This window comes from Nocardia sp. NPDC050717 (assembly GCF_040654275.1).
Lineage (GTDB): Bacteria > Actinomycetota > Actinomycetes > Mycobacteriales > Mycobacteriaceae > Nocardia.
The window spans coordinates 733,353-755,724 of record NZ_JBFAHR010000001.1 but is presented as its reverse complement, the minus strand read 5'-3'; the positions used below and the strand labels follow the sequence as shown (position 1 = coordinate 755,724).

At 69.8% G+C, this 22,372-nt stretch carries 25 protein-coding genes; 15 read left to right on the top strand and 10 right to left on the bottom strand.

Features of this window, described 5'->3' with window-relative positions; all coding sequences use genetic code 11:
* Positions 1 to 163: 163 nt before the first annotated feature.
* The 4 genes from AB0H56_RS03515 to AB0H56_RS03500 all read right to left on the bottom strand — a co-directional run bounded on the left by AB0H56_RS03515 (position 164) and on the right by AB0H56_RS03500 (position 3,478).
* Complete coding sequence (locus AB0H56_RS03515) at positions 164 to 355, bottom strand: hypothetical protein (RefSeq protein WP_357156611.1); 192 nt, start codon at positions 353 to 355, stop codon at positions 164 to 166.
* A 28-nt stretch (positions 356 to 383) separates the two neighbouring features.
* Entirely contained in the window at positions 384 to 776 is a 393-nt protein-coding gene (locus AB0H56_RS03510) for a hypothetical protein (protein WP_357156609.1), read from the bottom strand.
* Positions 777 to 1,094: 318 nt separating this feature from the next.
* Entirely contained in the window at positions 1,095 to 2,342 is a 1,248-nt protein-coding gene (locus AB0H56_RS03505) for a lipase family protein (RefSeq protein WP_357156607.1), read from the bottom strand.
* A gap of 83 nt (positions 2,343 to 2,425) precedes the next feature.
* Complete coding sequence (locus AB0H56_RS03500) at positions 2,426 to 3,478, bottom strand: Lrp/AsnC family transcriptional regulator (RefSeq protein WP_357156605.1); 1,053 nt, start codon at positions 3,476 to 3,478, stop codon at positions 2,426 to 2,428.
* Positions 3,479 to 3,605: 127 nt separating this feature from the next.
* Here AB0H56_RS03500 and AB0H56_RS03495 point away from each other — a divergent pair, with 127 nt between their 5' ends.
* The 9 genes from AB0H56_RS03495 to AB0H56_RS03455 all read left to right on the top strand — a co-directional run bounded on the left by AB0H56_RS03495 (position 3,606) and on the right by AB0H56_RS03455 (position 12,784).
* The gene (locus AB0H56_RS03495; protein ID WP_357156603.1) at positions 3,606 to 4,820 is read left to right on the top strand and encodes a transcriptional regulator; all 1,215 of its coding nucleotides are present in this window, start codon (positions 3,606 to 3,608) and stop codon (positions 4,818 to 4,820) included.
* Positions 4,821 to 4,906: 86 nt separating this feature from the next.
* Positions 4,907 to 6,424 carry an aldehyde dehydrogenase gene (gene adh / locus AB0H56_RS03490; RefSeq protein WP_357156601.1) on the top strand — a complete coding sequence of 506 codons (1,518 nt, stop codon included), beginning with the start codon at positions 4,907 to 4,909 and terminating at the stop codon, positions 6,422 to 6,424.
* The gene (locus AB0H56_RS03485; protein WP_357156599.1) at positions 6,424 to 6,819 is read left to right on the top strand and encodes a DUF779 domain-containing protein; all 396 of its coding nucleotides are present in this window, start codon (positions 6,424 to 6,426) and stop codon (positions 6,817 to 6,819) included. The genes adh and AB0H56_RS03485 overlap by 1 nt, the downstream gene beginning before the upstream one ends.
* A 163-nt stretch (positions 6,820 to 6,982) precedes the next feature.
* Positions 6,983 to 8,410, top strand: coding sequence for an ethanolamine permease (eat, locus tag AB0H56_RS03480; RefSeq protein ID WP_357156597.1), 1,428 nt, complete (start codon positions 6,983 to 6,985; stop codon positions 8,408 to 8,410).
* A 70-nt stretch (positions 8,411 to 8,480) separates the two neighbouring features.
* A complete protein-coding gene (locus AB0H56_RS03475; RefSeq protein ID WP_357156595.1) occupies positions 8,481 to 9,893 on the top strand; it encodes an ethanolamine ammonia-lyase subunit EutB in 1,413 nt (470 codons plus the stop codon).
* Positions 9,894 to 9,979: 86 nt separating this feature from the next.
* Positions 9,980 to 10,756, top strand: a complete 777-nt coding sequence (eutC, locus tag AB0H56_RS03470; RefSeq protein WP_357157844.1) for an ethanolamine ammonia-lyase subunit EutC — start codon at positions 9,980 to 9,982, stop codon at positions 10,754 to 10,756.
* A 1-nt stretch (position 10,757) separates the two neighbouring features.
* On the top strand, positions 10,758 to 12,020 hold the full coding sequence (locus AB0H56_RS03465) for a haloacid dehalogenase-like hydrolase (protein WP_357156593.1): 1,263 nt from the start codon (positions 10,758 to 10,760) through the stop codon (positions 12,018 to 12,020).
* A gap of 85 nt (positions 12,021 to 12,105) precedes the next feature.
* Positions 12,106 to 12,510, top strand: coding sequence for an NUDIX domain-containing protein (locus tag AB0H56_RS03460; RefSeq protein WP_280345185.1), 405 nt, complete (start codon positions 12,106 to 12,108; stop codon positions 12,508 to 12,510).
* Positions 12,511 to 12,583: 73 nt separating this feature from the next.
* A complete protein-coding gene (locus tag AB0H56_RS03455; RefSeq protein ID WP_357156591.1) occupies positions 12,584 to 12,784 on the top strand; it encodes a hypothetical protein in 201 nt (66 codons plus the stop codon).
* On the opposite strand, the gene AB0H56_RS03450 is transcribed toward AB0H56_RS03455, so the two are convergent.
* Together AB0H56_RS03450 and mca are read right to left on the bottom strand one after the other, a co-directional pair.
* Positions 12,781 to 13,047 (bottom strand): hypothetical protein, encoded by a 267-nt coding sequence (locus tag AB0H56_RS03450; protein ID WP_110036714.1) that lies wholly within the window; start codon positions 13,045 to 13,047, stop codon positions 12,781 to 12,783. The genes AB0H56_RS03455 and AB0H56_RS03450 overlap by 4 nt on opposite strands.
* Positions 13,047 to 13,907 (bottom strand): mycothiol conjugate amidase Mca, encoded by an 861-nt coding sequence (gene mca / locus AB0H56_RS03445; RefSeq protein WP_357156589.1) that lies wholly within the window; start codon positions 13,905 to 13,907, stop codon positions 13,047 to 13,049. The genes AB0H56_RS03450 and mca overlap by 1 nt, the downstream gene beginning before the upstream one ends.
* Before the next feature lie 121 nt (positions 13,908 to 14,028).
* Between mca and AB0H56_RS03440 the strand changes: the two genes are divergently transcribed.
* Together AB0H56_RS03440 and greA are read left to right on the top strand one after the other, a co-directional pair.
* Positions 14,029 to 14,487 carry a DUF4307 domain-containing protein gene (locus tag AB0H56_RS03440; protein ID WP_357156587.1) on the top strand — a complete coding sequence of 153 codons (459 nt, stop codon included), beginning with the start codon at positions 14,029 to 14,031 and terminating at the stop codon, positions 14,485 to 14,487.
* Between the two features lie 237 nt (positions 14,488 to 14,724).
* A complete protein-coding gene (gene greA / locus AB0H56_RS03435) occupies positions 14,725 to 15,216 on the top strand; it encodes a transcription elongation factor GreA (RefSeq protein WP_218719513.1) in 492 nt (163 codons plus the stop codon).
* Between the two features lie 85 nt (positions 15,217 to 15,301).
* Here greA and AB0H56_RS03430 read toward each other — a convergent pair whose 3' ends face one another.
* A complete protein-coding gene (locus AB0H56_RS03430) occupies positions 15,302 to 16,444 on the bottom strand; it encodes a cystathionine gamma-synthase (RefSeq protein WP_357156585.1) in 1,143 nt (380 codons plus the stop codon).
* 99 nt (positions 16,445 to 16,543) lie between these two features.
* On the opposite strand from AB0H56_RS03430, the gene AB0H56_RS03425 reads away from it, so the two are divergent.
* Positions 16,544 to 17,725, top strand: coding sequence for an acyl-CoA dehydrogenase family protein (locus tag AB0H56_RS03425; protein ID WP_357156583.1), 1,182 nt, complete (start codon positions 16,544 to 16,546; stop codon positions 17,723 to 17,725).
* Between the two features lie 9 nt (positions 17,726 to 17,734).
* Here the strand turns inward: AB0H56_RS03425 and AB0H56_RS03420 are convergent, their stop codons facing one another.
* Positions 17,735 to 18,052, bottom strand: a complete 318-nt coding sequence (locus AB0H56_RS03420; RefSeq protein WP_110036720.1) for a hypothetical protein — start codon at positions 18,050 to 18,052, stop codon at positions 17,735 to 17,737.
* A 160-nt stretch (positions 18,053 to 18,212) separates the two neighbouring features.
* Here AB0H56_RS03420 and AB0H56_RS03415 point away from each other — a divergent pair, with 160 nt between their 5' ends.
* Together AB0H56_RS03415 and AB0H56_RS03410 are read left to right on the top strand one after the other, a co-directional pair.
* Positions 18,213 to 18,863 carry a TetR/AcrR family transcriptional regulator gene (locus tag AB0H56_RS03415; protein WP_357156581.1) on the top strand — a complete coding sequence of 217 codons (651 nt, stop codon included), beginning with the start codon at positions 18,213 to 18,215 and terminating at the stop codon, positions 18,861 to 18,863.
* On the top strand, positions 18,823 to 19,587 hold the full coding sequence (locus AB0H56_RS03410; RefSeq protein WP_357156579.1) for a maleylpyruvate isomerase family mycothiol-dependent enzyme: 765 nt from the start codon (positions 18,823 to 18,825) through the stop codon (positions 19,585 to 19,587). The genes AB0H56_RS03415 and AB0H56_RS03410 overlap by 41 nt, the downstream gene beginning before the upstream one ends.
* Before the next feature lie 4 nt (positions 19,588 to 19,591).
* Here AB0H56_RS03410 and AB0H56_RS03405 read toward each other — a convergent pair whose 3' ends face one another.
* The gene (locus AB0H56_RS03405) at positions 19,592 to 20,878 is read right to left on the bottom strand and encodes an NtaA/DmoA family FMN-dependent monooxygenase (protein WP_357156577.1); all 1,287 of its coding nucleotides are present in this window, start codon (positions 20,876 to 20,878) and stop codon (positions 19,592 to 19,594) included.
* 190 nt (positions 20,879 to 21,068) lie between these two features.
* On the opposite strand from AB0H56_RS03405, the gene AB0H56_RS03400 reads away from it, so the two are divergent.
* Positions 21,069 to 21,350 (top strand): DUF6401 family natural product biosynthesis protein, encoded by a 282-nt coding sequence (locus AB0H56_RS03400; protein ID WP_357156575.1) that lies wholly within the window; start codon positions 21,069 to 21,071, stop codon positions 21,348 to 21,350.
* A 56-nt stretch (positions 21,351 to 21,406) separates the two neighbouring features.
* Here AB0H56_RS03400 and AB0H56_RS03395 read toward each other — a convergent pair whose 3' ends face one another.
* Positions 21,407 to 22,258: a hypothetical protein gene (locus AB0H56_RS03395; RefSeq protein ID WP_357156573.1), complete on the bottom strand. Its 852-nt coding sequence runs from the start codon at positions 22,256 to 22,258 to the stop codon at positions 21,407 to 21,409.
* Positions 22,259 to 22,372: the final 114 nt, after the last annotated feature.

Here is a 22,372-nt window from a genome sequence, read left to right as displayed (position 1 = left end):
CCACTGTGGCCGCGTGACACCACCCCGCGCATCCCCCTGCGGTCTCGTAGAAACCTTGTACCGCAGTATCATTGACATCTTTTCGGCAGCCGTCTTCCGATGCCACCGGCGGCCGACCTCACGGCCGAGCCCACCCTCACGGAGGGTAGCCCGGCCGTGACCGCTACGAGCCGCTGGCGATCAAGCACCAGGCCGCGAGCAGCGGGTGCCCTTCGCACAGCGACGGAATCGGCGGGCCGATCAACCCGGCCCGCGGCACCGCGGGCGCGGCGGGTTCGGCGACAGCCGAGCCGGCGCCCATCATGGTGGCCGCGCCGAGCAGGGCGGCGAGGGCGATTCCACGCAGAGTGGTCATGGTCGAACTCCTGGAGGGTGGGGAGGGATCAGACAGCGAGACAGGCCGAGCCGAGGTTGACGCCGGTGCCGACGTCGACCGGGAGCCGGGTCTCGGGCCAGGCGTCGGGCTGGACCGCGTAGATGTAGGAGATGCCCGCCTTGGAAGGCGTCCAGGTCACTTCGGCGACCCCGTCCACTGGCTTCGCGCCGGCGAAACCGGTGGGGCCCTGCCCTTCTTCGAAGAAGTAGACCGTCTTGGTGTCGTCGTCCACCGTGGCGGTCACGGTGTAGGAACAGCCGGTGCCCTGGCTGTGGGTCCCCAGGGTGGTTCCCGACTCGATCGTGACACCGGTGACGGTGGCCGAGGCGGACGGCGCCAACGCGACGGCGACCACCGACGCCGCGGCACCGACCCCGACGCGAATTGCCTTGAGCTTCATCAGATCTCCTGCTTCGTCATGGTTGACGAAGGAAGCGTCGCATATTTGACCGATCGGTCGCAATAGCGGCGTCGTCACGGAGTGCGCATGCATCGCGGGAAGTGGCGACGACGTCGTGCACTCGCACCGATCCAGCTGTGCAGCCGCGAGACCTGCTTGTCGCACTGGAATCCGATACCGGCTCGACAGCGGCGTCGATCCTCACCCGGAATGCACGACCGATCGGTAAGAATTCGGCGGCGCCGGTTCATCTGGGCGAGCGTGATCGCCGGCAGGGCGCCCCGATCGAGCGAGCCGAGGTCGAGGTCGGCGTAGGTGTCATGCCTGGTCGAAGTGGGTGTCGGTCCAGGTGAGGAGGGTGTTCAGGCCGGATTCGAGGATGGCGCGGTGGTCGGCGTCGGCGTATTCGTCGGTTCGGTAGTCCACCGGGGTGCCGGCGGCGCGAAGCTGGGCGACCATGGCGTCGGTGCCCTCGGGGACCACGATGACATCGCGCCTGCCCTGAATGACCAGCAGCGGCAGGGCGGAGCGGACGGTGGTCGGCTCGTTCGCGTCGAGGACGGCGCGGATACCCGAGAGGTCGCCGGTGGGCTCGACCACCTCGTGCACACCGAGCCCGGTCCACTGCTCAGGGGTGGACAGCGCCGGAATGCAGTTGTCGTCGACGAGCTTCAGCTTGCCTGCGGCCTGGGGAGTCAGGAAGGCGGCGGGATCGAATCCACCCGCTGTCTCGGCGCCCGCGATCACCAGCGGGGCGAACGGTAGCGCCGCGCGCCGTTCGGTCATGTCGGCGGCGGGGCCGATCTCCGCGGCGGCGCGCAGCAGCGCCAGGCGCGATCCGTTGTTGTTGGCGGGTGCCAGCGCGGCCGCGCCGACCAGTTGCAGCTCCGGTGCCCAGGCCGGCCCGACCGCCGTGGTGAAGATCGCGGCCTGGCCGCCCTGGGAATGGCCGATGGTGGCCCAGCGGGTGCCGATGCTCGGCGCGAGTTCACGAGCGGCGCGCGCGATGTCGGTGACGGCTCGCGCCTGCGCTTCGCCGATGAGATAGCCGTGCCTGCCCGGAGTGCCCAGGCCCTGGTAGTCGGTCATGGCGACGGCGTAGCCGGCGTCGAGCAGACGCTGCTGGACGACCCGGGTGCGCGAGATGTAGGCGTGCGCGGGGTAGTTCTCGTCGGTGTCGCGGGAAGGGGCACAGGCGTCGGCGATGCCGGTGGTTCCGTGGGCCCAGGAGATGAGTGGCCAGCCGCCTGCGGGCGCCTCGCCGCGCGGCACGGCGACCACGCCCGACACCGCGACCGTCTCGCCCTTCGGGTCGACCGAGCGGTACAGCACCAGATGGTTGTCGGCGTTCGCCAGTCCGGGGATGCCCGACAGCGGCCGCGACCAGATCACCGAGCCGTGCTCGCCCGCGACCGTGTCGGCCGTTGGCGTGTAGAAGTCGAGTCCGGCCGGTGCCTGCGGCGCCGCGACGGTGTCGGCGGAGGAGCAGCCGAGCAGCAGGGAACCGGCGGCGAGCAGCGCCGCGGCGCCGAGAGCGGTGGGGCGGGAGGTCTTCGTGGCAAACATGGCTCTGTCGTACTCGCGGCCGGATGCCACTCCGCGCAAACGCGGGATTCCGGCGAATTCCGGGGTCGTCGTGCACGGATCCGTCAGGTGGGCGCCGCCGCCCACAGATCCATCGGCACGTACCCGGTGGCGCGACCGTCTTCGCCGAGCAGTCTGCCCATCCGCTTCACCCAGCGCAGCGTCACCGCGCGGTCGAGGACCCGCAGCCCCGGCGCGACCGCGCCGAGCCGCGCCTCGTAGTCGGCGAGACCGTCCAGCCCGCGGAAGCACGTCACCGCGATCGCGTCGGCGTCGGTGACGGTGGCCGCGCACAGCCGGGTGTCGCGCATCCCCTCGATCGCCTCCAGCACCGGAATACGTTCGGCGGCAGGCATGTTCAGCCAGAGCGTGGCCGTGGCCCGCCAGCCGGTCACCGGCAACGCGGCCTCGCAGCGCAGCACCGCCCTGCCACCGTCGAGCATCTTGCCGAGCAGCCTGCGCACCGTGGCCTCCGGGCGGCCCAGCTCCGCGGCCAGCGCGGCGACGGTCCGCCTGCCGTCGACGCCGAGGGCCAGGATGAGCGCGCGTTCCTCGGCGGACAGGGGTGCGGGCTCCTCGGCTCCGGGCGCCGTGTCCACGGCCAGTTCGCGCTGCTGTCCCGGTGAGAGCGCGTCGAATCGCCACCGGCTGCCCTCCCGGTGCAACCGCCGGACCGGGTGGGTCCGCAGCCCGCGCACCCCCGGAACCCGGCCGAAGGCCAGCAGCTGCTCGGTGAACAGCGCCGCCGACGCGGAGCCGACGGTGAGCAGCAACGGATGCGCGCCCGCGACCAGCTCGACGCTGACGACCGCGGGCAGCCCGGCGAGCGCCGCGGCCACCGCCGCGAGCTCGCTCGGCTCGCAGTCGACCTGCACGAACGCCAGCACTCCGACCGCGGCGAAGCCCGACCCCGGATAGCAGGTCAGCCAGGCCGTCCCGCTCTCGCGCAGCGCCGACCAGCGCCGCGACAGCGTCGCCGCGTCCACCCCGAGCGGTCCGGCCAGCCTGGCCCACGACGCGCGCGGGGCGACCTGCAGTGCGGTGATCAGCGCAAGGTCCAGTTCGTCGACCTTCACCCGCACCGCCGCGCCGTCGTCGTGACCCGCCCGCCGATCCATGTCATCGGGTCACGGTAGCCCCGGCCGTGAGCAGCGGGGCCCACGGCTACCGAAACCGCCGTTGAGCACGCGCGGGTGGGGCATGATTGGAGGTGAAATCCCCGGATCGAGACCGAACAGGAACACCATGGCACCGCAGCTGACGCTCTCGGCCCAGCGCGCGGCGCTGGAGCGGGAGTGGGCGCAGTGGGTGCCCGCGGGGCAGTCCGCGCTCGGGCGCAGTTCGTCGGTCCGCACCGAGGTGGCGCAGTCGTGGCTGCGCTCGTTGCGCACGGTCGATCCGGCCCGCGATCACGCGCCGGAGAGCGAAGCCGGCGACATCGGTCCGCGCTGGGCGGAGTCACCGCTGCGCGGGCCGGTCACCGAGTTGCAGGATCAACTGCACAGCGTCGCCGACGACGCGGGCTACGTCGCCGCGGTGACCGACGCCTCCGGCACGATCCTGTGGACCTACGGCGGCCCGGTCATGCGGCGCAGGGCCGAGCAGGTGAACTTCGCGCCGGGCGGGCGGTGGGACGAGGCGCACATGGGCACCAACGCGCTCTCGTTGGCGCTGCGCACCGATCAACCGCACACCGTGTTCTCCGCCGAGCACCTGGTCGCGGCGCTGCACGGCTGGGTCTGCTACTGCGCGCCGATCCGCGCGGCCGACGGCACCCTGCTCGGCGTACTCGACCTGTCGACCACCTGGAAGCGCTCCCACCCGCTGGCCATGGCCACCGTGCGCACCATGACCAGCGCGATCGAGGCCAAGCTGCACGCGGCCGCGCCCGCACCGGCGGGCATGCGGCTGACCTGCCTCGGCACCGGGCGCCTGGTGCGCGACGGCGTCCCGATCCGGCTGCGCCCCCGCCAGCTCGAGATCCTCACCCTGCTCGCCCTCGACGACGACGGCTACAGCCACGAACGCCTGCACTACGCCGTCTACGGCGACCGCGCGGTCGGCGCGAGCACCCTGAAGTCGGAGATGTCGTATCTGCGCCGGGCCACCGGCGGCGACATCACCAGCCGCGTCTACCGCTTCACCACCGCCCTGTCCTGCGACGCCGTCGACGTGCTGCGCGCCCTGGAATCCGGCGACGTCGACACCGCAGTGCGGCTGTATCACGGTCCGCTGCTTCCTGATTCGGATACGCCCGGCATCAGCGAATGGCGCGACTACCTCGCGGTCGCCATGCGCAACGCGGTCCTGGCCAGCACCGACGCCGACCACGCGCTGACCTACGGCGAAGCCGCCCCCGACGACATCGCCGTCCACGAACACGCCATGACACTGCTGCCCCCGCGCGACACGCGGCGCGCGGTCGCCGCCGCCCGCCTCCACAGCGCACTTCGCGCCTGATCGGTCGGCTTCAACGTTTCATCAACCCTCGCGGCGGATAGTGATGGGCGTCACGCTTCACCGGAATCAGCGAGGAGCCTCCGCACATGATCTACGCCAAGCCGGGCACCGAGGGCAGCATCGTCAGCTACGCCAAGCGGTACGACAACTTCATCGACGGGAAGTGGGTTCCGCCGGTCGAGGGCCGGTACTTCGAGAACACCTCCCCGGTCGACGGACAGCCCTTCTGCGAGATCGCGCGATCGACCGCCGCCGACGTCGAACTGGCGCTCGACGCCGCCCACCGCGCCGCCGACGCCTGGGGCGCCACCTCGGCGGCCGAGCGCGCCAACATCCTGAACAAGATCGCCGACCGGATCGAGGCCAACCTCGAGGCCCTCGCCGTCGCCGAGACCTGGGACAACGGCAAGCCGGTCCGCGAGACCCTGGCCGCCGACCTGCCGCTGGCGGTCGACCACTTCCGCTACTTCGCCGGCGTGCTGCGCGCCCAGGAGGGCGGGATCAGCGAGGTCGACAACGACACCATCGCCTACCACTTCCACGAGCCGCTCGGCGTTGTCGCCCAGATCATTCCGTGGAACTTCCCCATCCTGATGGCCACCTGGAAGCTGGCGCCCGCGCTGGCCGCCGGCAACGCGGTGGTACTCAAGCCCGCCGAGCAGACCCCGGCCTCGATCATGAAGGTCGTCGAGCTCGTCGCGGATCTGCTGCCGCCGGGAGTTCTCAACGTGGTCAACGGTTTCGGCGTGGAGGCGGGCAAGCCGCTGGCGTCGAGCCCGCGGGTGGCCAAGGTCGCCTTCACCGGCGAGACCACCACCGGCCGCCTGATCATGCAGTACGCCAGCGAGAACATCATCCCGGTGACGCTGGAGCTGGGCGGCAAGAGCCCCAACATCTTCCTGCCCGACGTGATGGCCGCCGACGACGATTTCCTCGACAAGGCGATCGAGGGCTTCGTGATGTTCGCGCTCAACCAGGGCGAGGTGTGCACCTGTCCGTCGCGCGCGCTGATCGCGTCGTCGATCTACGACGAGTTCATGGCCCGCTGTGTGGAGCGCACCAAGGCGATCGTCAGCGGCAACCCGCTCGACGAGGCCACCATGATCGGCGCGCAGGCCAGCAACGACCAGTTCGAGAAGATCCTGTCCTACATCGACATCGGCAAGAAGGAAGGCGCCGAGGTGCTCACCGGCGGCGCGGTCCGCAACGTCGACGGTCTTGGCGACGGCTTCTACATCGAGCCGACGATCTTCAAGGGCAGCAACGACATGCGCGTGTTCCAGGAGGAGATCTTCGGCCCGGTCGTCGCGGTGACCACCTTCGACTCCACCGACGAGGCGCTGAAGATCGCCAACGACACCCTCTACGGCCTCGGCGCCGGTGTGTGGACGCGCGACATGAACACCGCCTACCGCCTCGGCCGCGGGATCAAAGCGGGCCGGGTCTGGACCAACTGCTACCACGCCTACCCCGCGCACGCGGCCTTCGGCGGGTACAAGAAGTCCGGCATCGGCCGCGAGAACCACAAGATGATGCTCGAGCACTACCAGCAGACCAAGAACCTGCTGGTCAGCTACTCGCCGCAGAAGCTCGGCTTCTTCTGATGGGGCAGCGCGTCGACCTCACCGAACAGGCGGCGACGCTGCTGCGGGACCTGACCGGGCGGCACGGCCCGGTCATGTTCCACCAGTCCGGCGGCTGCTGCGACGGCAGCTCCCCCATGTGCTACCCACGCGGTGAATTCCGCGTGGGTCGCTCGGACGTGCTGCTGGGCCATCTGCCCGACGACACCCCGTTCTGGATGAGTGCCGACCAGTTCGAATACTGGAAGCACACCCATCTCACCGTCGACGTGGTGCCCGGCCGGGGCAGCGGCTTCTCGCTGGAAGCCCCCGAAGGCGTGCGGTTCCTGATCCGCTCCCGCCTGCTCACCGACGAGGAGGTGGCCGAGCTGGAATCCCAGCCTCCGCCACCCACCGGTGACACCGTTCCCCAGTGATGTGAAACACCAACCATCACACTGTTCCCGCAGGTCGGCGGCGCTCGATACGCGCCGCTGACCTGCGGGATCCACGGCCGTAACAGTCGTCAACCATTCTTCAACCCTCGACGATCACCGTTGCCGTCGCTACGCGCTTGTTTGTTGATGAGGAGCTACCCCTGTGAGTACCGACGCGATCCCCGCCACGGGCGCGGACACCCCCGGCGACGACTATCTCGCCAAACGCACCCTGCGCTCCGGCTCGGCGGGCTGGGTCCTGCTGGCCGGCCTCGGCGTGAGCTATGTGATCTCCGGCGACTACTCCGGCTGGAACTTCGGCCTCGCCGAAGGCGGCTTCGGCGGCCTGCTGATCGCCGCGATCGTCATCGCCGGAATGTATCTGGCCATGGTCCTCGGCATGGCCGAACTGTCCTCGGCGCTGCCCGCCGCGGGCGGCGGCTACACCTTCGCCCGGCGTGCGCTCGGACCGTGGGGCGGATTCGCCACCGGCACAGCGGTTCTCATCGAGTACGCGATCGCCCCAGCCGCCATCGCCACCTTCATCGGCGCGTACGTGGAGTCGCTGAACCTGTTCGGGATCACCGACGGCTGGTGGGTGTATCTGGCGGTGTACGCGCTGTTCATCGGCATCCACCTCGGTGGCGCGGGCGAGGCGCTCAAGGCGATGTTCGTGATCACCGCGATCGCGCTGGTGGGTCTGGCGATCTTCGCCGTGGCCGCGCTCGGCAAGTTCGATGTCGCCAATCTGACCAACGTCGCACCGGACCCGGACGCCACCGGCGCGTCGTCGTTCCTGCCGTTCGGGTACATGGGCATCTGGGCCGCGATCCCGTTCGCCATCTGGTTCTTCCTCGCCGTCGAGGGTGTGCCGCTGGCCGCCGAGGAGGCCACCGAGCCGGAGAAGAACGTGCCCAAGGGCATCATCGTCGCCATGCTGCTGCTGGTGGTGACCGGCGCGGTGGTGCTGTTCCTGGTCACCGGCGCGCTCGGCGCCCAGGACGCGTCGTCCTCCGGCAACCCGCTGGTCGAGGCGCTCGGCGACAGCCCGGTGGCCAAGGTGGTCAACTACATCGGCCTGGCAGGCCTGGTCGCCAGCTTCTTCTCCATCGTCTACGCCTACTCGCGGCAGACCTTCGCCCTCTCGCGTGCCGGCTACCTGCCGACCAGCCTCTCGGTGACCAACTCCCGCAAGGCGCCGGTGCTGGCGCTGATCGTGCCCGGCCTCATCGGCTTCGCCCTCTCGCTCACCGGCGAGGGCGCCATGCTGCTGAACATGGCGGTGTTCGGCGCCGCCGTGAGCTATGTGCTGATGATGGTGAGCCACATCGTGCTCCGGGTCCGCGAGCCGAACATGCCGCGCCCCTACCGCACCCCGGGCGGCATCGCGACCACCGCGTTCGCGCTGGTCATCGCGGCGGCGTCGGTGGCGGCGACCTTCCTGGTCGACCCGAAGGCGGCGCTGTTCACCCTCGGTGTGTTCTGCGCCTTCATGGCCTACTTCGGCCTCTACAGTCGCCATCACCTGGTCGCCAAGTCGCCCGACGAGGAGTTCGCGGCGCTGGCCAAGGCCGAACAAGAACTCGAGTAGCCGCAGCCAGACGTCCGGCGGCGACCACCCGCCGCCGGACGCACCGAACCGAGAAAGGAGGCGGCACCCGATGACCGTGTACCGCAGTTCCGTCGGCGTCACGACCTATCTGTTCGACGGCCTGGTCGATCTGCTGGCCAAGGCCACGCCCGAACGCAGCGGCGACCAGCTGGCCGGTTGCGCCGCGGCGACCGACGCCGAGCGGGCGGCCGCGCAGTGGGCGCTGGCCGACGTTCCGCTGACCACCTTCCTCGACGAGGTGGTCGTGCCCTACGAGACCGACGAGGTCACCCGGCTGATCATCGACAGCCACGACCGAGCCGCCTTCGGGCCGATCGCGCACCTCACCGTCGGCGGGCTGCGCGACTGGCTGCTCGCGGTCGCCGCCACCGACGAGGCGGCGGCGACGCTGGCGGCCGTCGCGCCGGGACTCACCCCCGAGATGGTGGCCGCGGTCAGCAAGATCATGCGCAACCAGGACCTCATCGCCGTGGCCAAGGCGACCGTGGTGACCGCGGGCTTCCGCACCACCATCGGCCTGCCCGGCAGGCTGAGCACCCGCCTGCAGCCCAACCACCCGACCGACGATCCCCGCGGGATCGCCGCCGCGACCCTCGACGGGCTGCTGCTCGGCTGCGGTGACGCGGTGATCGGCATCAACCCGGCCACCGATTCACCCCAGGCCACCGCCGACCTGCTGCACCTGCTCGACGAGGTGCGCCTGCGCTTCGACATCCCGACCCAGTCCTGCGTGCTGTCGCACGTCACCACCACCATCGACCTGATCGAGGCCGGCGCGCCGGTGGACCTGGTGTTCCAGTCCGTGGCGGGCACCGAGGGCGCCAATTCCGGCTTCGGCGTGAACCTTTCGCTGCTGCGCGAGGGCAACGAGGCCGGTCGCTCGCTCGCGCGCGGCACCGTCGGCGACAACGTGATGTATCTCGAGACCGGTCAGGGATCGGCGCTGAGCGCGAATGCCCATCTGGGCGTTGGCGATCGGCCGGTGGACCAGCAGACCCTGGAGACCAGGGCCTACGCCGTCGCCAGGGAGCTGAGCCCACTGCTGGTCAACACCGTGGTCGGGTTCATCGGGCCCGAATACCTCTACGACGGCAAGCAGATCATCCGCGCCGGGCTCGAGGACCACTTCTGCGGCAAGCTGCTCGGCCTGCCGATGGGCGTCGACGTGTGCTACACCAACCACGCCGAGGCCGACCAGGACGATATGGACACCCTGCTCACCCTGCTCGGCGCGGCAGGCTGCGCCTTCGTCATCGCGGTGCCCGGCGCCGACGACGTGATGCTCGGCTACCAGAGCCTGGCCTTCCACGACGCGCTCTATGCCCGCCAGGTCCTGAACCTGCGCCCCGCACCGGAATTCGAGGCGTGGCTGGCGGGGCTCGGCATGCTCGACGCGAAGGGCCGGGTGCGCCAGGTGCCGCCGTTGTCGTCGCCCCTGCGCGCCCTGGCGGCGAACCGATGAGGCCGGGACTGCACCTGGTGCGATCGACCGACCGGAACGGAGCCACGGTGAGCGAGCGGACACCCGACGAACGTGCCGAAGACGCGGTGGCCCAGGAGTTCTGGCGCGATCTGCGGCGCAACACCCAGGCCAGGATCGGCCTCGGCCGCACCGGTGACGCGCTGCCGACCAGCGAGGTGCTCGCCCTGCGCGCCGCGCACGCCGCCGCGCGCGACGCGGTGCACGTCCCGCTCGAGGTCGACATCTTCGCCGAACAGATCACGAGCATGGGCCTCGGCGACCCCGTGACGGTGACGAGCAAGGCCGCCGACCGCTCGGAATACCTGCGCCGCCCCGATCTCGGCAGGCTGCCCGCCGACCTGTCCGGCATCGAGAACCGCGGCGCCGACATCGGATTCGTGCTCGCCGACGGCCTGTCACCCCGCGCGCTCACCGACCACGGCGCGGGCCTGCTCGCCGCACTGGCCGAGGAACTCGGCGACCGGTACACCCTGGCGCCGCCGGTGATCGCCACCCAGGCGCGCGTCGCGCTGGGCGACCACATCGCCGCGGCGCTGGGCGTGCGGACCGTGCTGGTGATCATCGGCGAACGTCCCGGCCTCTCGGTGGCCGACAGCCTGGGCATCTACCTCACCCACGAGCCGCGCCCCGGCCGCACCGACGCCGAACGCAACTGCATCTCCAACATCCATCCCCCCGACGGCCTCACCTACACCGATGCCGCCCGCGTGGTCGCCGGACTGGTGGCGGGCGCGCGCAAGCTCGGCCGCTCCGGCGTCGACCTCAAGGACACCTCCCGTGCCGTCGGCCTCACCGCCGACACCTCGGCCATCGCTGCGGCGCTGGAGAACCAGGACCACTGACATGAAGAAGATCTCCGCCCTCGCGGCGGTGGCGATGACGGCTGCCCTGATGACGTCGACCGCCTGCGGAACCGGCGAACCACGCGCGGCGTCCGAGAGCTGTTCGACCCTCGACGCGAGCCTGCCCTGGCACGGCGACAACAGGGACCGCCTCGCACGATTCATCGAGGAGACCGGGCGTTGCGGCGCCACGGGTTCCGGCGCGGCGCCCCTGGCGCTGTTCGACTGGGACAACACGATCGTGAAGAACGACATCGGCGTCGCCACGTTCTACTGGATGCTGGCCAACGACAAGGTCCTGCAGCCGCTCGACCGGGACTGGACCACTGTCGGCGCGCACCTCACCCGCGACGCTGCCGACACGCTCGCCGCCGCCTGCGGTGCCGCCGACCCGAACACGCCCCTGCCCACCTCGCGGAACGCGGCCTGCGCCGACGAGCTGGTCGCGGTGGCCGACAGCGCGAAGACCACGGCGGGCAAGGCCGCCTTCACCGGGTACGACCACCGCCGCACCGAACCCGGCTACGCGTTCGTGGTCCAGCTGATGCGCGGCTACACCGAGGCCCAGATCACCGATTTCGCGCGCGCCGCCCGCGCGCAGAACCTGGCCGCGGCCGAGGGCACCGAGCAGACCGTCGGCACCACGGAGGTGGACGGCTGGGTGCGCTACTACCCCCAGATGACGGATCTCGTCCGGGTGTTGCGGGACAACGGATTCGACGTGCGCATCATCTCGGCCTCGGCCGAGCCGGTGGTCCGGGTGTGGGCCGAGGAACTCGGCATCACCGGTGACCGGGTGATGGGCGTTCCCCTACTGGCCGACAACGGCGTCTACACCGGGCACCTCCCCGGCTGCGGCGATGCCGGGACCGACCAGGTGATCACCTACATCGACGGCAAGCGGTGCCGGATCAACGAGCAGGTGTTCGGCGTGCGGGGCGCCGCGGCCTTCCAGCAGCTGCCCGCCGACCGCCGCGCCGCCTTCGACGCGGGCGATTCCGACACCGATGTGGTGTTCCTCGGCGACGCCACCGGCCTGCGCCTGGTGATCAACCGCAACAAGACCGAACTGATGTGCAACGCCTACGGCTCAGACGACGGCACGTGGGTGGTGAACCCGATGTTCCTCGACCCCAAGCCACGCAGGTCCGATCCGTACCCCTGCGCGACAGCCGGTTTCATCACCCCGTCCGGCAGCGGCGCGCCGTTGCGCCGCCCCGACGGCAGCGTGGTCCCGGACCCGCAGGACCTCGTGTTCGGGTGATCCCCGGACAGGCCCGGTGCGGCGCGGGTGCGATCCAGCCCACCAGCGGTTCGACATGAGCCCGCGGCGATCGCTCCATAGAGTGATGCCCATGATCCGCACCGCCGCCCTCGCCCATGTCCGCGACCGCAGGCTCATCCAGACGCGCCCGGAGGGCAAGGACGTCTTCTACATGGCGGGCGGCAAGATCGACCCGGGCGAGACACCCTTACAGGCGCTACATCGCGAGATCGAGGAAGAACTCGGCGTCGGCCTGTCCGGCGTCGCCGAACTGGGCATCTTCGAGGCCGAGGCCTTCGGCCACGGCAAGAACACCCCGCTGCACATGACCTGTTTCCTCGCCGACTTCACCGGCGAACCGCGCGCGACCGGCGAGATCGCCGAATTCCGCTACTTCACCGGCGCCGAATACGCGGCGATGCCGCAGGTCGCGCCCGGTTCGCTGATGGTCTTCCAGCGGCTGCACGCCCTTGATCTCATCGACTGGTAGCCGAGGTCGTTCGCCTGGGCAACGATTTGGTGTACCGAGAAACGAACGGACCGGAGGGGCCGATGGTACAGCTGTGAATGTGCCGATCACCACCGCCCCGATGACCGTTGCCGAGCGCAAGGCCGCGCTGCGCCGACTAGTCGCGCTGTTCGGCCTGATGAACACGATGATCGAACTGAGCACCCAGGGCGCGCCGCGGTCGGTGGCCGAACACGCCACCGCCGCACGCGATCTGGTGGGCGAACTCGTCGCCGATCTGGCCGCGGCCCGCTAGGTCGCCGTGGGCTTCGGCGGGTCGGAGCCCTCGTTCTCGGCCGGGATGGCGCCGGGTTCGGTGCCCTCGTCGGCCTTCTGATCCGGCTCGGGATGCTCGGGTTCGAAGGTTTCGGGCAGCCCCTTGAGGTGCTTGTTCATCGAGCGGACCAGCAGCACGGTGCCCGCCAGCAGGATCAAGATCACCAGCAGGCCCAGCGGCGACGCCTTGCCGAACTCGGGACCGGTGGGGGTACCGGGATTTTGCGCGAGGAGAACCAACATCACCGGTCGGCGTCCTCGATGCCGGCGAACAGGTCGGTCTCCGGGATGGCGGTGCGCACCCTCGTCTTGGCCAATTCGAACTCCTCGGTCGGCCAGAGCCGCTGCTGCATCTCCAACGGGATCGCGAAGAACGCCCCGTTCGGATCGATCTGAGTCGCGTGCGCGCGCAGGGCGTCGTCACGCTGGGGGAAATATTTCGAGCACTCGATCTGGGTGGTCACCCGGCTCCAGGTGTCGCCGCGCCGGTACTCGCGCATCCGGTCCAGCCACTCCTGCAGCGGGAACTTCTCGCCGATGCGCTCGTACTCCTCGGCGAAGGTCTCCAGGCGCTTCATGCTGAAGCCGTGGTCGTAGTACAGCTTCGACGGCGTCCAAGGTTCGCCCGCGTCGGGGAACTTCGTCGGGTCACCTGCCGTCTCGTAGGCAGCCACCGACACCTCGTGGCACCGGATGTGATCCGGATGCGGGTATCCACCGTTCTCGTCGTAGGTGGTGATGACGTGCGGCCTGAACTCGCGCACCACCTTCACCAGCGCCTCGGTGGACTCCTCCAGCGGCACCAGCGCGAAGCAGCCCTCCGGCAGCGGGGGCAGCGGGTCACCCTCGGGCAGACCCGAGTCGACGAAGCCGAGCCAGTGCTGGCGCACGCCGAGCGCGTGCGCGGCGGCGGCCATCTCCTCGCGCCGGACCTCCTCGATCCGGTCGAGCACACCGGGGGTGTCCATAGCCGGGTTCAGGATGCTGCCGCGTTCACCACCGGTCAACGTCACGACCAGGACGTCGACGCCCTCGGCCGCGTACCTGGCCATGGTCGCGGCGCCCTTGCTCGATTCGTCGTCGGGGTGTGCGTGCACCGCCATGAGGCGAAGGCCACTCACGTCTCGTTCACCATCGCTCTCGCTCGCGGGTGTCAGAACTTCGTTCCCTATAGTTCCATCCGACCCCCTGTTTGTTCCGACCACCCCCGTGAGCGAGAAACCGATGACCGAGCCCGCACCGGACACCACCGCGGCCTCGGCGGCCGCCGCAGCGCGACACGCCGACCGTTACGGCACCAAACCCCCGGCGCGTCGGGTCTGGCTGCTGGCTCTGCTCGGCGTCGGCGTGCTGGTCGCGGGCCTCGGCGTGGCCTTTCTCGGTTTCCAGAAGTACGGCCCGAAGGCGATCGAGACCGAGCAGCTCGGTTACGTGGTCGTCGACGACTCCACCCTGACCGTGCGGATGAAGATCACCCGCGACGAACCGCAGCGTGACGTGGTCTGCATCGTCCGGGCGATGGACCGCGACACCGCCGAGGTCGGCAGGCGCGAAGTGCTGGTGCCCGGCTCCGAACACACCAGCCTCGAGGTGACCACCACGGTCAAGTCCTCGTCCAGGGCCTCGGCGGGCGACATCTACGGCTGCACCGAGGATGTGCCAGGCTATTTGCGCCTCGGATAGCGGCCTCGCCTAGCCTGACCTGCATATTTATGAGACATGCTAAAATGGCCTGATACACGGTTCCGGGGCTCGGAGCCGTGTTTGCTGCATTGGCGGCCAGCGATGCTGTTCCGGGTTACGGGTTCACCCCCAGGATCGCTCCAGCCGTCGGGCCCGCGCATGCCTTCGCCTCGTCGGTAACGCGCGGGTTTCAGGGAATCCCGGTGCGCCGGGAACAACTACTAGGGAGTGATCGAGATGACCGAGAATGTGACCTGGCTTACCCAGGAGTCGCACGACAGGCTCAAGGGCGAGCTGGACTCGCTCATTGCCAATCGTCCGGTCATTGCCGCCGAGATCAACGAGCGCCGCGAAGAAGGCGACCTCAAGGAGAACGGCGGCTACCACGCCGCGCGCGAAGAGCAGGGCCAGCAGGAGGCGCGCATCCGCCAGCTGCAGGAACTGCTGAACAACGCGAAGGTCGGCGTCGCCCCCACCAAATCCGGCGTTGCCCTGCCCGGCTCGGTCGTCACCGTGTACTACGACGGCGACGAGGACGACACCGAGACCTTCCTCATCGCGACCCGCGAAGAGGGCCTCGGCGCCACCAACCTCGAGACCTACTCGCCGAACTCGCCGCTCGGCGGCGCGCTGATCGACGCCAAGGTGGGCGAGACCCGCGAGTACACGCTGCCCAACGGCAACACCATGAAGGTGACGCTGGTCAGCGCCGAGCCGTACCACGGCTGAGCCAGAGCCCGGCCCACCCGAACCCGAACGCGAGCGGCCGCATCCGAATCCCGGATGCGGCCGCTTCGTCATCTGTGGGTGCCCGTCAGCTCAGGGCCTGCTCGACATCGGCGAGCAGATCGCTGATGTCCTCGATCCCGACCGAGAGCCGGACCAGATCGGCGGGCACCTCCAGCTCCGAACCCTCGGTGCTGGCGTGGGTCATGGCTCCCGGGTGCTCGATCAGCGACTCGATGCCGCCCAGCGACTCGGCCAGGGTGAAGATCTCGGTGCGCGAGCAGAACTTCAGCGCCGCCTCCCGGCCGCCCGCCAGGCGCACCGAGATCATGCCGCCGCTGCGGCGCATCTGCTTCTGCGCGATCTCGTAGCCGGGGTGGGTGGGCAGGCCGGGGTAGATGACCTGCGAGATGGCCGGGTGGTTGGTGAGGAACTCCGCGATCACCTCGGCGTTGTCGCAGTGCTTCTCCATCCGCACGGCCAGGGTCTTGATGCCGCGCAGGGTGAGGAACGCGTCGAACGGACCCGGCACGGCGCCCGCGCCGTTCTGCAGGAACGCGAACGCCTTGTCGAGTTCCTCGCTGTTGGTGATCAGCGCGCCACCGACGACATCGGAGTGCCCGCCCAGGTACTTGGTGGTCGAGTGCACCACGATGTCGGCCCCGAGCAGCAGCGGCTGCTGCAGGTAGGGGGTGGCGAAGGTGTTGTCGACGACGAGCTTGGCGTCGGCCTCGTGCGCGATGTCGGCCAGCGCCGGGATGTCACCGATGCTGAGCAGCGGGTTGGTCGGCGTCTCGATCCACACCAGCTTGGTGTTGGGGCGGATGGCCGCGCGGACCGCGTCGAGGTCGGCGATGTGGGCGGGCGAGTGCTCGATGCCCCACTGCGTGAACACCTTGTCGATGAGGCGGAAGGTGCCGCCGTAGGCGTCGTCGGGGATGACGATGTGGTCGCCGGGCCGCAGCACCGCGCGCAGCGCGCAGTCGGTCGCGGCCATACCGGAGGCGAAAGCCCGGCCGTAGGTGCCCGATTCGAGGGCGGCGAGGTTGGCTTCGAGCGCGGTGCGGGTCGGGTTGCCGGTGCGCGCGTATTCGTAACCGCTGCGCATCCCGCCGACGCCGTCCTGGGCGAAGGTGGAGCTCGCGTAGATGGGGACGTTGACCGCGCCCGTCTGAGGATCGGGTTCATATCCGGCGTGGATGGCCCTGGTCGAGAATCCCAGCTCACTCATGGGCTCAGACTAGTTGGCTCGTTCCGTGGCCCGATGCTGGGGTATGGGCCGTGCGTGAAGTGCCGGATTCGGCGCGCGGGCGGCGGTTAGGCTGACGCCATGGTGACTGTGGAAGAGCTGTTCGCGATCGATCCGCTGCTCTCGCCGGAGGAGCGGGAGATCCGCGACACCGTGGCCGCGTTCGGCGAGCGCAGGCTGCGCCCGCACATCGCGGACTGGTTCGAGGAAGGCACCTTCCCGGCCAGGGAGATCGCCCCCGAACTCGGCAAGCTTGGTCTGCTCGGCATGCACCTGGAGGGCTACGGCTGCGCGGGCGCCTCGGCCACCGCCTACGGCCTGGCCTGCCAGGAACTCGAGGCCGTCGACTCCGGCGTGCGCAGCATGGTGTCGGTGCAGGGCTCGCTGGCGATGACCGCGATCCACTTCTACGGGTCGGAGGAACAGAAGCAGCGGTACCTGCCCGCGATGGCGGCGGGCGAGACGATCGGCTGCTTCGGTCTCACCGAGCCCGACTACGGCTCCAACCCCGGCGGGATGCGCACCAGGGCCAGGCGCGACGGCGTCGACTGGGTGCTCAACGGCTCGAAGATGTGGATCACCAACGGCGCGGTCGCCGATGTGGCCGTGGTCTGGGCCTACGCCGAGGAGCCCGGCCAGGACCGGCCGCGGGTGCGCGGCTTCCTGGTGCCCGCGGGCACGCCCGGCTTCAGCACCAGGGAGATCCATCGCAAGCTCTCGCTGCGCGCGTCCCTCACGGCCGCACTGGATTTCGACGACGTACGCCTGCCCGCCGACGCGGTGCTGCCCGAATCCCGTGGCCTGAGTTCACCGTTGGCGTGTCTGAGTGAGGCGCGCTTCGGCATCGTCTTCGGCGCGCTCGGCGCCGCCCGTGACTGCCTGGCCGCCGCGATCGACTACGCCCGCACCCGCGAGGTGTTCGACAAGCCGCTGGCCGGCTACCAGCTCACCCAGGCCAAACTCGCCGACATGGCCCTCGAGCTCGGCAAGGGCCAGTTGCTCGCGCTGCACCTGGGCCGGTTGAAGGACCGGCACGAGATCACCGGCGAGCAGATCAGCGCGGGCAAGCTCAACAGCACCCGCGAGGCCATCGCGATCGCCCGCGAGTGCCGAACCATCCTGGGCGCCAACGGGATCACCCTCGACTACCCGGTGCTTCGGCACGCCAACAACCTGGAGTCGGTACTCACCTACGAGGGCACGGCCGAGGTGCACCAGCTGATCCTGGGCAAGGCGCTCACCGACGCCGACGCGTTCCGGTAGCCCGTCGCTTCAGCCGACGGGCACGTTCTCGGGCACGGGCGCCGGGCGGATCAGTCCGCCCGCGAAGGCGACGGCGAGCGTCCCGAGCACCACGGCGGCCACCGCGATCGCGAGCGGAATCGTGATCGCTGTCGGGATGCCGAGCACGGTCAGCGTCGCCAATCCACCGGCGCCCCAGACGAACACGGCCACCAGCCGGCCGAACAGCGGGGCGTACGGCCACCGGCGCAACGTCCGGCCGACACCCTCGCGCGCCAGATATCCTGCGGCAGCGGGGATCACCGGGATCGCGCCGAGCAGCTGGATAGCCGGTTCGGTGACATTCACTACGGGCCCCTCCGCTCGCCGTGCCGATTAGCCGAACGTTGTCTCGAGTCGGTACTGCCCACTCAGAATCCCCCTGGCGCCGGGTTCACGCAACTCCGCCGCGCCCCACATCCCGCGATATCCCCTTGACTCGACAAGTGATGTGCGTCACAATCTAATCGTGTTAGGTGAAACTACTCGCGATAGGCAAGCCGAACGCCGTGAGGCGACGCGGCAGGAGATCCTGCAGGTCGCGTGGGAGCTGGCCAGGGAGCACGGGCTGACGCAGATCACCCTGCGCGATGTCGCCACCAGGGTCGGCATGCGGGCGCCTTCGCTCTACACACACTTCGCGTCCAAGAACGCGATCTACGACGCGATGTTCGGGCAGGCCTGGTCCGAATTCGAGACCTACTCGGCCCGGGTGACCGCGAGCCCGCCCTCCGCGCCGCGAGCCCGGCTGCTCGCGGTCGCGTACGGATTCTTCGATTTCGCGGTCGCCGATCTGGCCCGCTACCAGCTGATGAACCAGCGCATGGTGGCCGGATTCGAGCCTTCCCCCGAGTCCTACGAGCCGTCACTGCGCGTCATGCGCGCCACGCTCGCCCTGTTCGCCGAGGCAGGTGTCACCGATCGCGGTGACATCGAGATCTGGTTCAGCCTGATCGGCGGCCTCATCAATCAACAACTCGCCAACGATCCCACCGGCGACAGCAGACGCCGGCTGCTCGAACGGGCGATGACCATGTGGGCCGACAGCGTCGGCCTGCCCCCTGAACCGAGGCACCCCGATGACCACCTCAACCCCGACACCGACGGAGCCGCGCCGTAGCGCGACACCACACGCCGAAGCGGTCGCCCTGGCCGCGACCGAATACGAACGCGTCGGGCGCGCCGTCGCCGCGCTCGCGCCCGAGGACTGGCAGCGACCCACCGACTGCACGGATTGGACTGTGCGTCAGCTCATCGCGCACATGGTCGGCATGATGGCGATGACCGCCTCGATCCCCGAGATGATCCGCCAGAACCGGATCGCCGAACGCCGCCCCGGCGGCGAGCAACGCCGCGTCGACGCGCTCACCGCCCACCAGGTCGCCCGCTACGGCGTCCACTCCCCCGAGGAACTGCGCGCCATGATCGCGCGCCTCGCCCCGCGCGCCACCGCCGCCCGTCGCCGCGTCCCCGCCTTCGCGCGCAGACTGGTGATGCCGGGCACCGAGGAGGTCAACGGCGCCGACGAGCGCTGGACGGTGGGTTTCCTGACCGACGTGATCCTCACCCGCGACCCGTGGATGCACCGGATCGACCTGAGCCGGGCCACCGGCACGCCGCACGAACTCACCGCTGAGCACGACGGCCGCATCGTCGACGGCGTGGTACGCGAATGGGCGCAGCGCCACGGCAGCCCCTACCGGCTGACGCTGCACGGCCCGGCGGGCGGCACCTGGGCCGAGGGTGACGGCCCGGCGCTGGAGCTGGACGCGGTGGAGTTCTGCCGCATCCTGTCCGGCCGCGCGAGCGGTACCGGTCTGCTGCGCACGGAGGTGCCGTTCTGAGTGGTCAGCGCGGCGCGGGCAGTTCCAGGTTCTCGCGGTAGGTCCCGCCCAGATAATCGGTGTCGACCAGGCCGCGGCGGCGCAGCTCGGGCAGCAGGCCGTTGAGCACGAAGTCGCTGGTGCGCGCGTCGGTGAGCCCGCCGAGGGTGATCACGTCGAGCACGTTCGCCCGGTAGCGCTCCTCGATGGCGTCTGCGAGCTGCTCCGGTGTGCCCGCGGCGGCCCAGTGGCCGGTGTCCTTGGCGGCCACGATCAGCTCGCGCAGGGTGGCGCCGGTGGCGGCCAGTTTACTGAAGATCTCGACCCGGCCGCGCCGTCGATGCACCGAATCGAGCTGGGGCAGCAGGGTTTCCGGGAGCGGCTTGTCCAGTGGCAGCTCGGACAGGTCGAGCCCGCCGCCGAGCATGTCGGCCAGTTGCGCCCGGCCCGCCACGAAGTCGGTGGCCTCGGCCGCCTCCCTGACCAGTCGACACGCCTCGGCCTCGGTCGCGCCGTAGGTGGCGTGGAAGGAACTGAAGATCAGCGGCAGCCCGTCGGCCCTGCCCAGTTCGGCCGCCCTGGTCCTGATCCGCTTCGTGTAGGTGACCGCGTCCTCGAGCGTCGGCAAGGAGGTGAAGACGACCTCGGCGAACCGGGCGCCGAGCTCGAGACCACCCGCGGATTGGCCCGCCTGGAACTGCACCGGCCGCCCCTGCGGCAGGGGCGGGATGTTCAGCGGTCCGCGCACCGAGAAGTGTTCGCCCGCATGGTCGATGGGCCGCACGCGCGACGGGTCGAGGACGGCACCGCCCCGGCCGTCGGGCCGCAGCGCGCCCGGCTGCCAGCTGTCGAACAGCGCGTTGACGACGGTGAGCGCCTCGGTCGCGCGGGCGTAGCGCTCTTCGGGACTCGGCAGCTCGCCCGCGCCGTAGTTCTCCTCGCCGAGCGAGGAGGTCACCGCGTTCCAGGCCGCGCGCCCGTTGCTCACGTGGTCGAGGGTGCCGAAGAGACGGGCCAGGTTGAACGGGTGGTGGAAGGTGGTGGTGACCGTCGCGATGAGGCCGACGTGGCTGGTCACCGCGCTCAGCGCGGCCAGCTGCACGATCGGTTCCTGCGCGCCGATCGCCCCCTGGGCCCCGAAGGCGAGCAGGTCGGCGGCGAACACGGCGCCGATCTTGTGCTCCTCGGCGATCCGGGCGACGCGCACCGCCTCGTCCAGGGTCGATCGGGTGGGGTCCAGCGCGGCGGCGTACACATCGGGCGAGCCGCTCACCCCGGTGACGGTCTTCAATCTGCGGCGTTCGGTGGCCATACCCCTCAGTCCAGCAAGGCGCCGCGCGGCCGACCATGGTTGCGCTCAACATAATTCGAGCGGAATGCGTGGTTGCGCGGAGTTCGCCGACGGGACGTTGCGACCGTGTTGCTACCATCTGGTGGTGTTATCGCCCGGCCCCGCGTTGCTCGAAATCTCGGCACGACGTCACATGCACAAACTGAATACGATGTACGGAATTCCCGCCGCGCTGGCCGCCGCGGAAAATCCTGGGCTCTGCGCCGAGCTCGATCAGCACGCGGCGGCGGTGCGCGACATTCTCGCGTTCGGCGTCGGCGAATCGACGGGCATCCCGCTCACCGTGCTGCTCGCCGGTTACGCGCGCGGCCTGCTCGATCAGGTCGCCGAATTCGCGGGCGGCCTGCGGGTGGGCGCGCCCTCCTCGTGGCTCGAGGCCGATTGGCTGCAGCTACGGCTGGCCGCGGTCTGCCGCCACGCCGTCGCGGCCTGAACACCGGAATCGGCGCTTCGCCTCCGAAACGGTGACGAAGCGCCGGCGCCGGTTGGTCAACGAGGCGTGTCACCGCCCCACTCCGGGCGACCCGGTTCGGGGTACCCCGCGCCCGGCGTGACCCACTGCTGGGCGTTCTCGGCGTGCGCACCGGGGACGGCCTGCCCCTGGCCGCTCACGCGCGCGGCGTCCTCACGGCCGCGCTGGTAGGCCTCGGCCTGTCCCTTCATGGCGGGCATCTCCGCCTCCAGGTTGCCGAGCCAGTTGTTCCAGCGCTGCTCCATCGGCCGGACCAGGCCACCGCCGACACCGACGACCAGGATGCCGCCGATGGTGGCGAGCACCGCGATCAGGACGGGAGTGGTCACCGAGGTGGCGACGCCGATCTGGTTCAGCGCGGCGATGATGCCGATACCCCAGATGAACACCGCGGCGATGCGGCCGAGCATCGGCCCGTAGGACATCCCGCCCAGCATGTTGCTGACCAGGTCGCTCACCGCCGAGGCGATGGCAGCCGCGATCACCACGATGATGATCGCCACGGCCGCCTTGGGCAGCCAAGCCACGATGCCGTTGAGCAGGTCACTGACCGGGTTCGGGCCGAACACGCCGAAACCCAGCTGCAGCGCGATCAGCAGGATCGCGTAGTAGGCGAGCTTCGCCAACAGGTCGGACGCGTCGTATTTGCTGCGCGACATCATCTGCTTCAGCTGCCCGCGTTCGACCAGCCGATCGAAGCCGACCCGCTCGAGCACCGCGTTCACGATCTTGGCGACGACCTTCGCGATGATCCAGCCGACGATCAGGATGACGAGGAACGCGGCCGCTTTGGGAAGGAATTGTGCGACCGAACTCCACGCGTCGGTCAAGCCCTGCTGGAAATCTATCGCCACGACGGAGGTATCCACAGCACTTTCCTTTCGCTCGTTCCGGCTGCGGCCGATTAGCCGAAGCGTCTATGTAGCGGTGTTCCCCCGTAATCGGCGACTGAATCGGAAATTAGCGAAGGATTTGCTTAGGGC

What these genes read in the sequence shown, in the direction of transcription:
- AB0H56_RS03515 (WP_357156611.1), bottom strand. Translation starts at nt 355, where the DNA reads ATGACCACTCTGCGTGGAATCGCCCTCGCCGCCCTGCTCGGCGCGGCC.
- AB0H56_RS03510 (WP_357156609.1), bottom strand. Translation starts at nt 776, where the DNA reads ATGAAGCTCAAGGCAATTCGCGTCGGGGTCGGTGCCGCGGCGTCGGTG.
- AB0H56_RS03505 (WP_357156607.1), bottom strand. Translation starts at nt 2,342, where the DNA reads ATGTTTGCCACGAAGACCTCCCGCCCCACCGCTCTCGGCGCCGCGGCG.
- AB0H56_RS03500 (WP_357156605.1), bottom strand. Translation starts at nt 3,478, where the DNA reads ATGGATCGGCGGGCGGGTCACGACGACGGCGCGGCGGTGCGGGTGAAG.
- AB0H56_RS03495 (WP_357156603.1), top strand. Translation starts at nt 3,606, where the DNA reads ATGGCACCGCAGCTGACGCTCTCGGCCCAGCGCGCGGCGCTGGAGCGG.
- adh (WP_357156601.1), top strand. Translation starts at nt 4,907, where the DNA reads ATGATCTACGCCAAGCCGGGCACCGAGGGCAGCATCGTCAGCTACGCC.
- AB0H56_RS03485 (WP_357156599.1), top strand. Translation starts at nt 6,424, where the DNA reads ATGGGGCAGCGCGTCGACCTCACCGAACAGGCGGCGACGCTGCTGCGG.
- AB0H56_RS03475 (WP_357156595.1), top strand. Translation starts at nt 8,481, where the DNA reads ATGACCGTGTACCGCAGTTCCGTCGGCGTCACGACCTATCTGTTCGAC.
- AB0H56_RS03465 (WP_357156593.1), top strand. Translation starts at nt 10,758, where the DNA reads ATGAAGAAGATCTCCGCCCTCGCGGCGGTGGCGATGACGGCTGCCCTG.
- AB0H56_RS03460 (WP_280345185.1), top strand. Translation starts at nt 12,106, where the DNA reads ATGCCCATGATCCGCACCGCCGCCCTCGCCCATGTCCGCGACCGCAGG.
- AB0H56_RS03450 (WP_110036714.1), bottom strand. Translation starts at nt 13,047, where the DNA reads ATGTTGGTTCTCCTCGCGCAAAATCCCGGTACCCCCACCGGTCCCGAG.
- mca (WP_357156589.1), bottom strand. Translation starts at nt 13,907, where the DNA reads ATGGCGGTGCACGCACACCCCGACGACGAATCGAGCAAGGGCGCCGCG.
- AB0H56_RS03440 (WP_357156587.1), top strand. Translation starts at nt 14,029, where the DNA reads ATGACCGAGCCCGCACCGGACACCACCGCGGCCTCGGCGGCCGCCGCA.
- greA (WP_218719513.1), top strand. Translation starts at nt 14,725, where the DNA reads ATGACCGAGAATGTGACCTGGCTTACCCAGGAGTCGCACGACAGGCTC.
- AB0H56_RS03430 (WP_357156585.1), bottom strand. Translation starts at nt 16,444, where the DNA reads ATGAGTGAGCTGGGATTCTCGACCAGGGCCATCCACGCCGGATATGAA.
- AB0H56_RS03425 (WP_357156583.1), top strand. Translation starts at nt 16,544, where the DNA reads ATGGTGACTGTGGAAGAGCTGTTCGCGATCGATCCGCTGCTCTCGCCG.
- AB0H56_RS03410 (WP_357156579.1), top strand. Translation starts at nt 18,823, where the DNA reads ATGACCACCTCAACCCCGACACCGACGGAGCCGCGCCGTAGCGCGACA.
- AB0H56_RS03405 (WP_357156577.1), bottom strand. Translation starts at nt 20,878, where the DNA reads ATGGCCACCGAACGCCGCAGATTGAAGACCGTCACCGGGGTGAGCGGC.
- AB0H56_RS03400 (WP_357156575.1), top strand. Translation starts at nt 21,069, where the DNA reads ATGTACGGAATTCCCGCCGCGCTGGCCGCCGCGGAAAATCCTGGGCTC.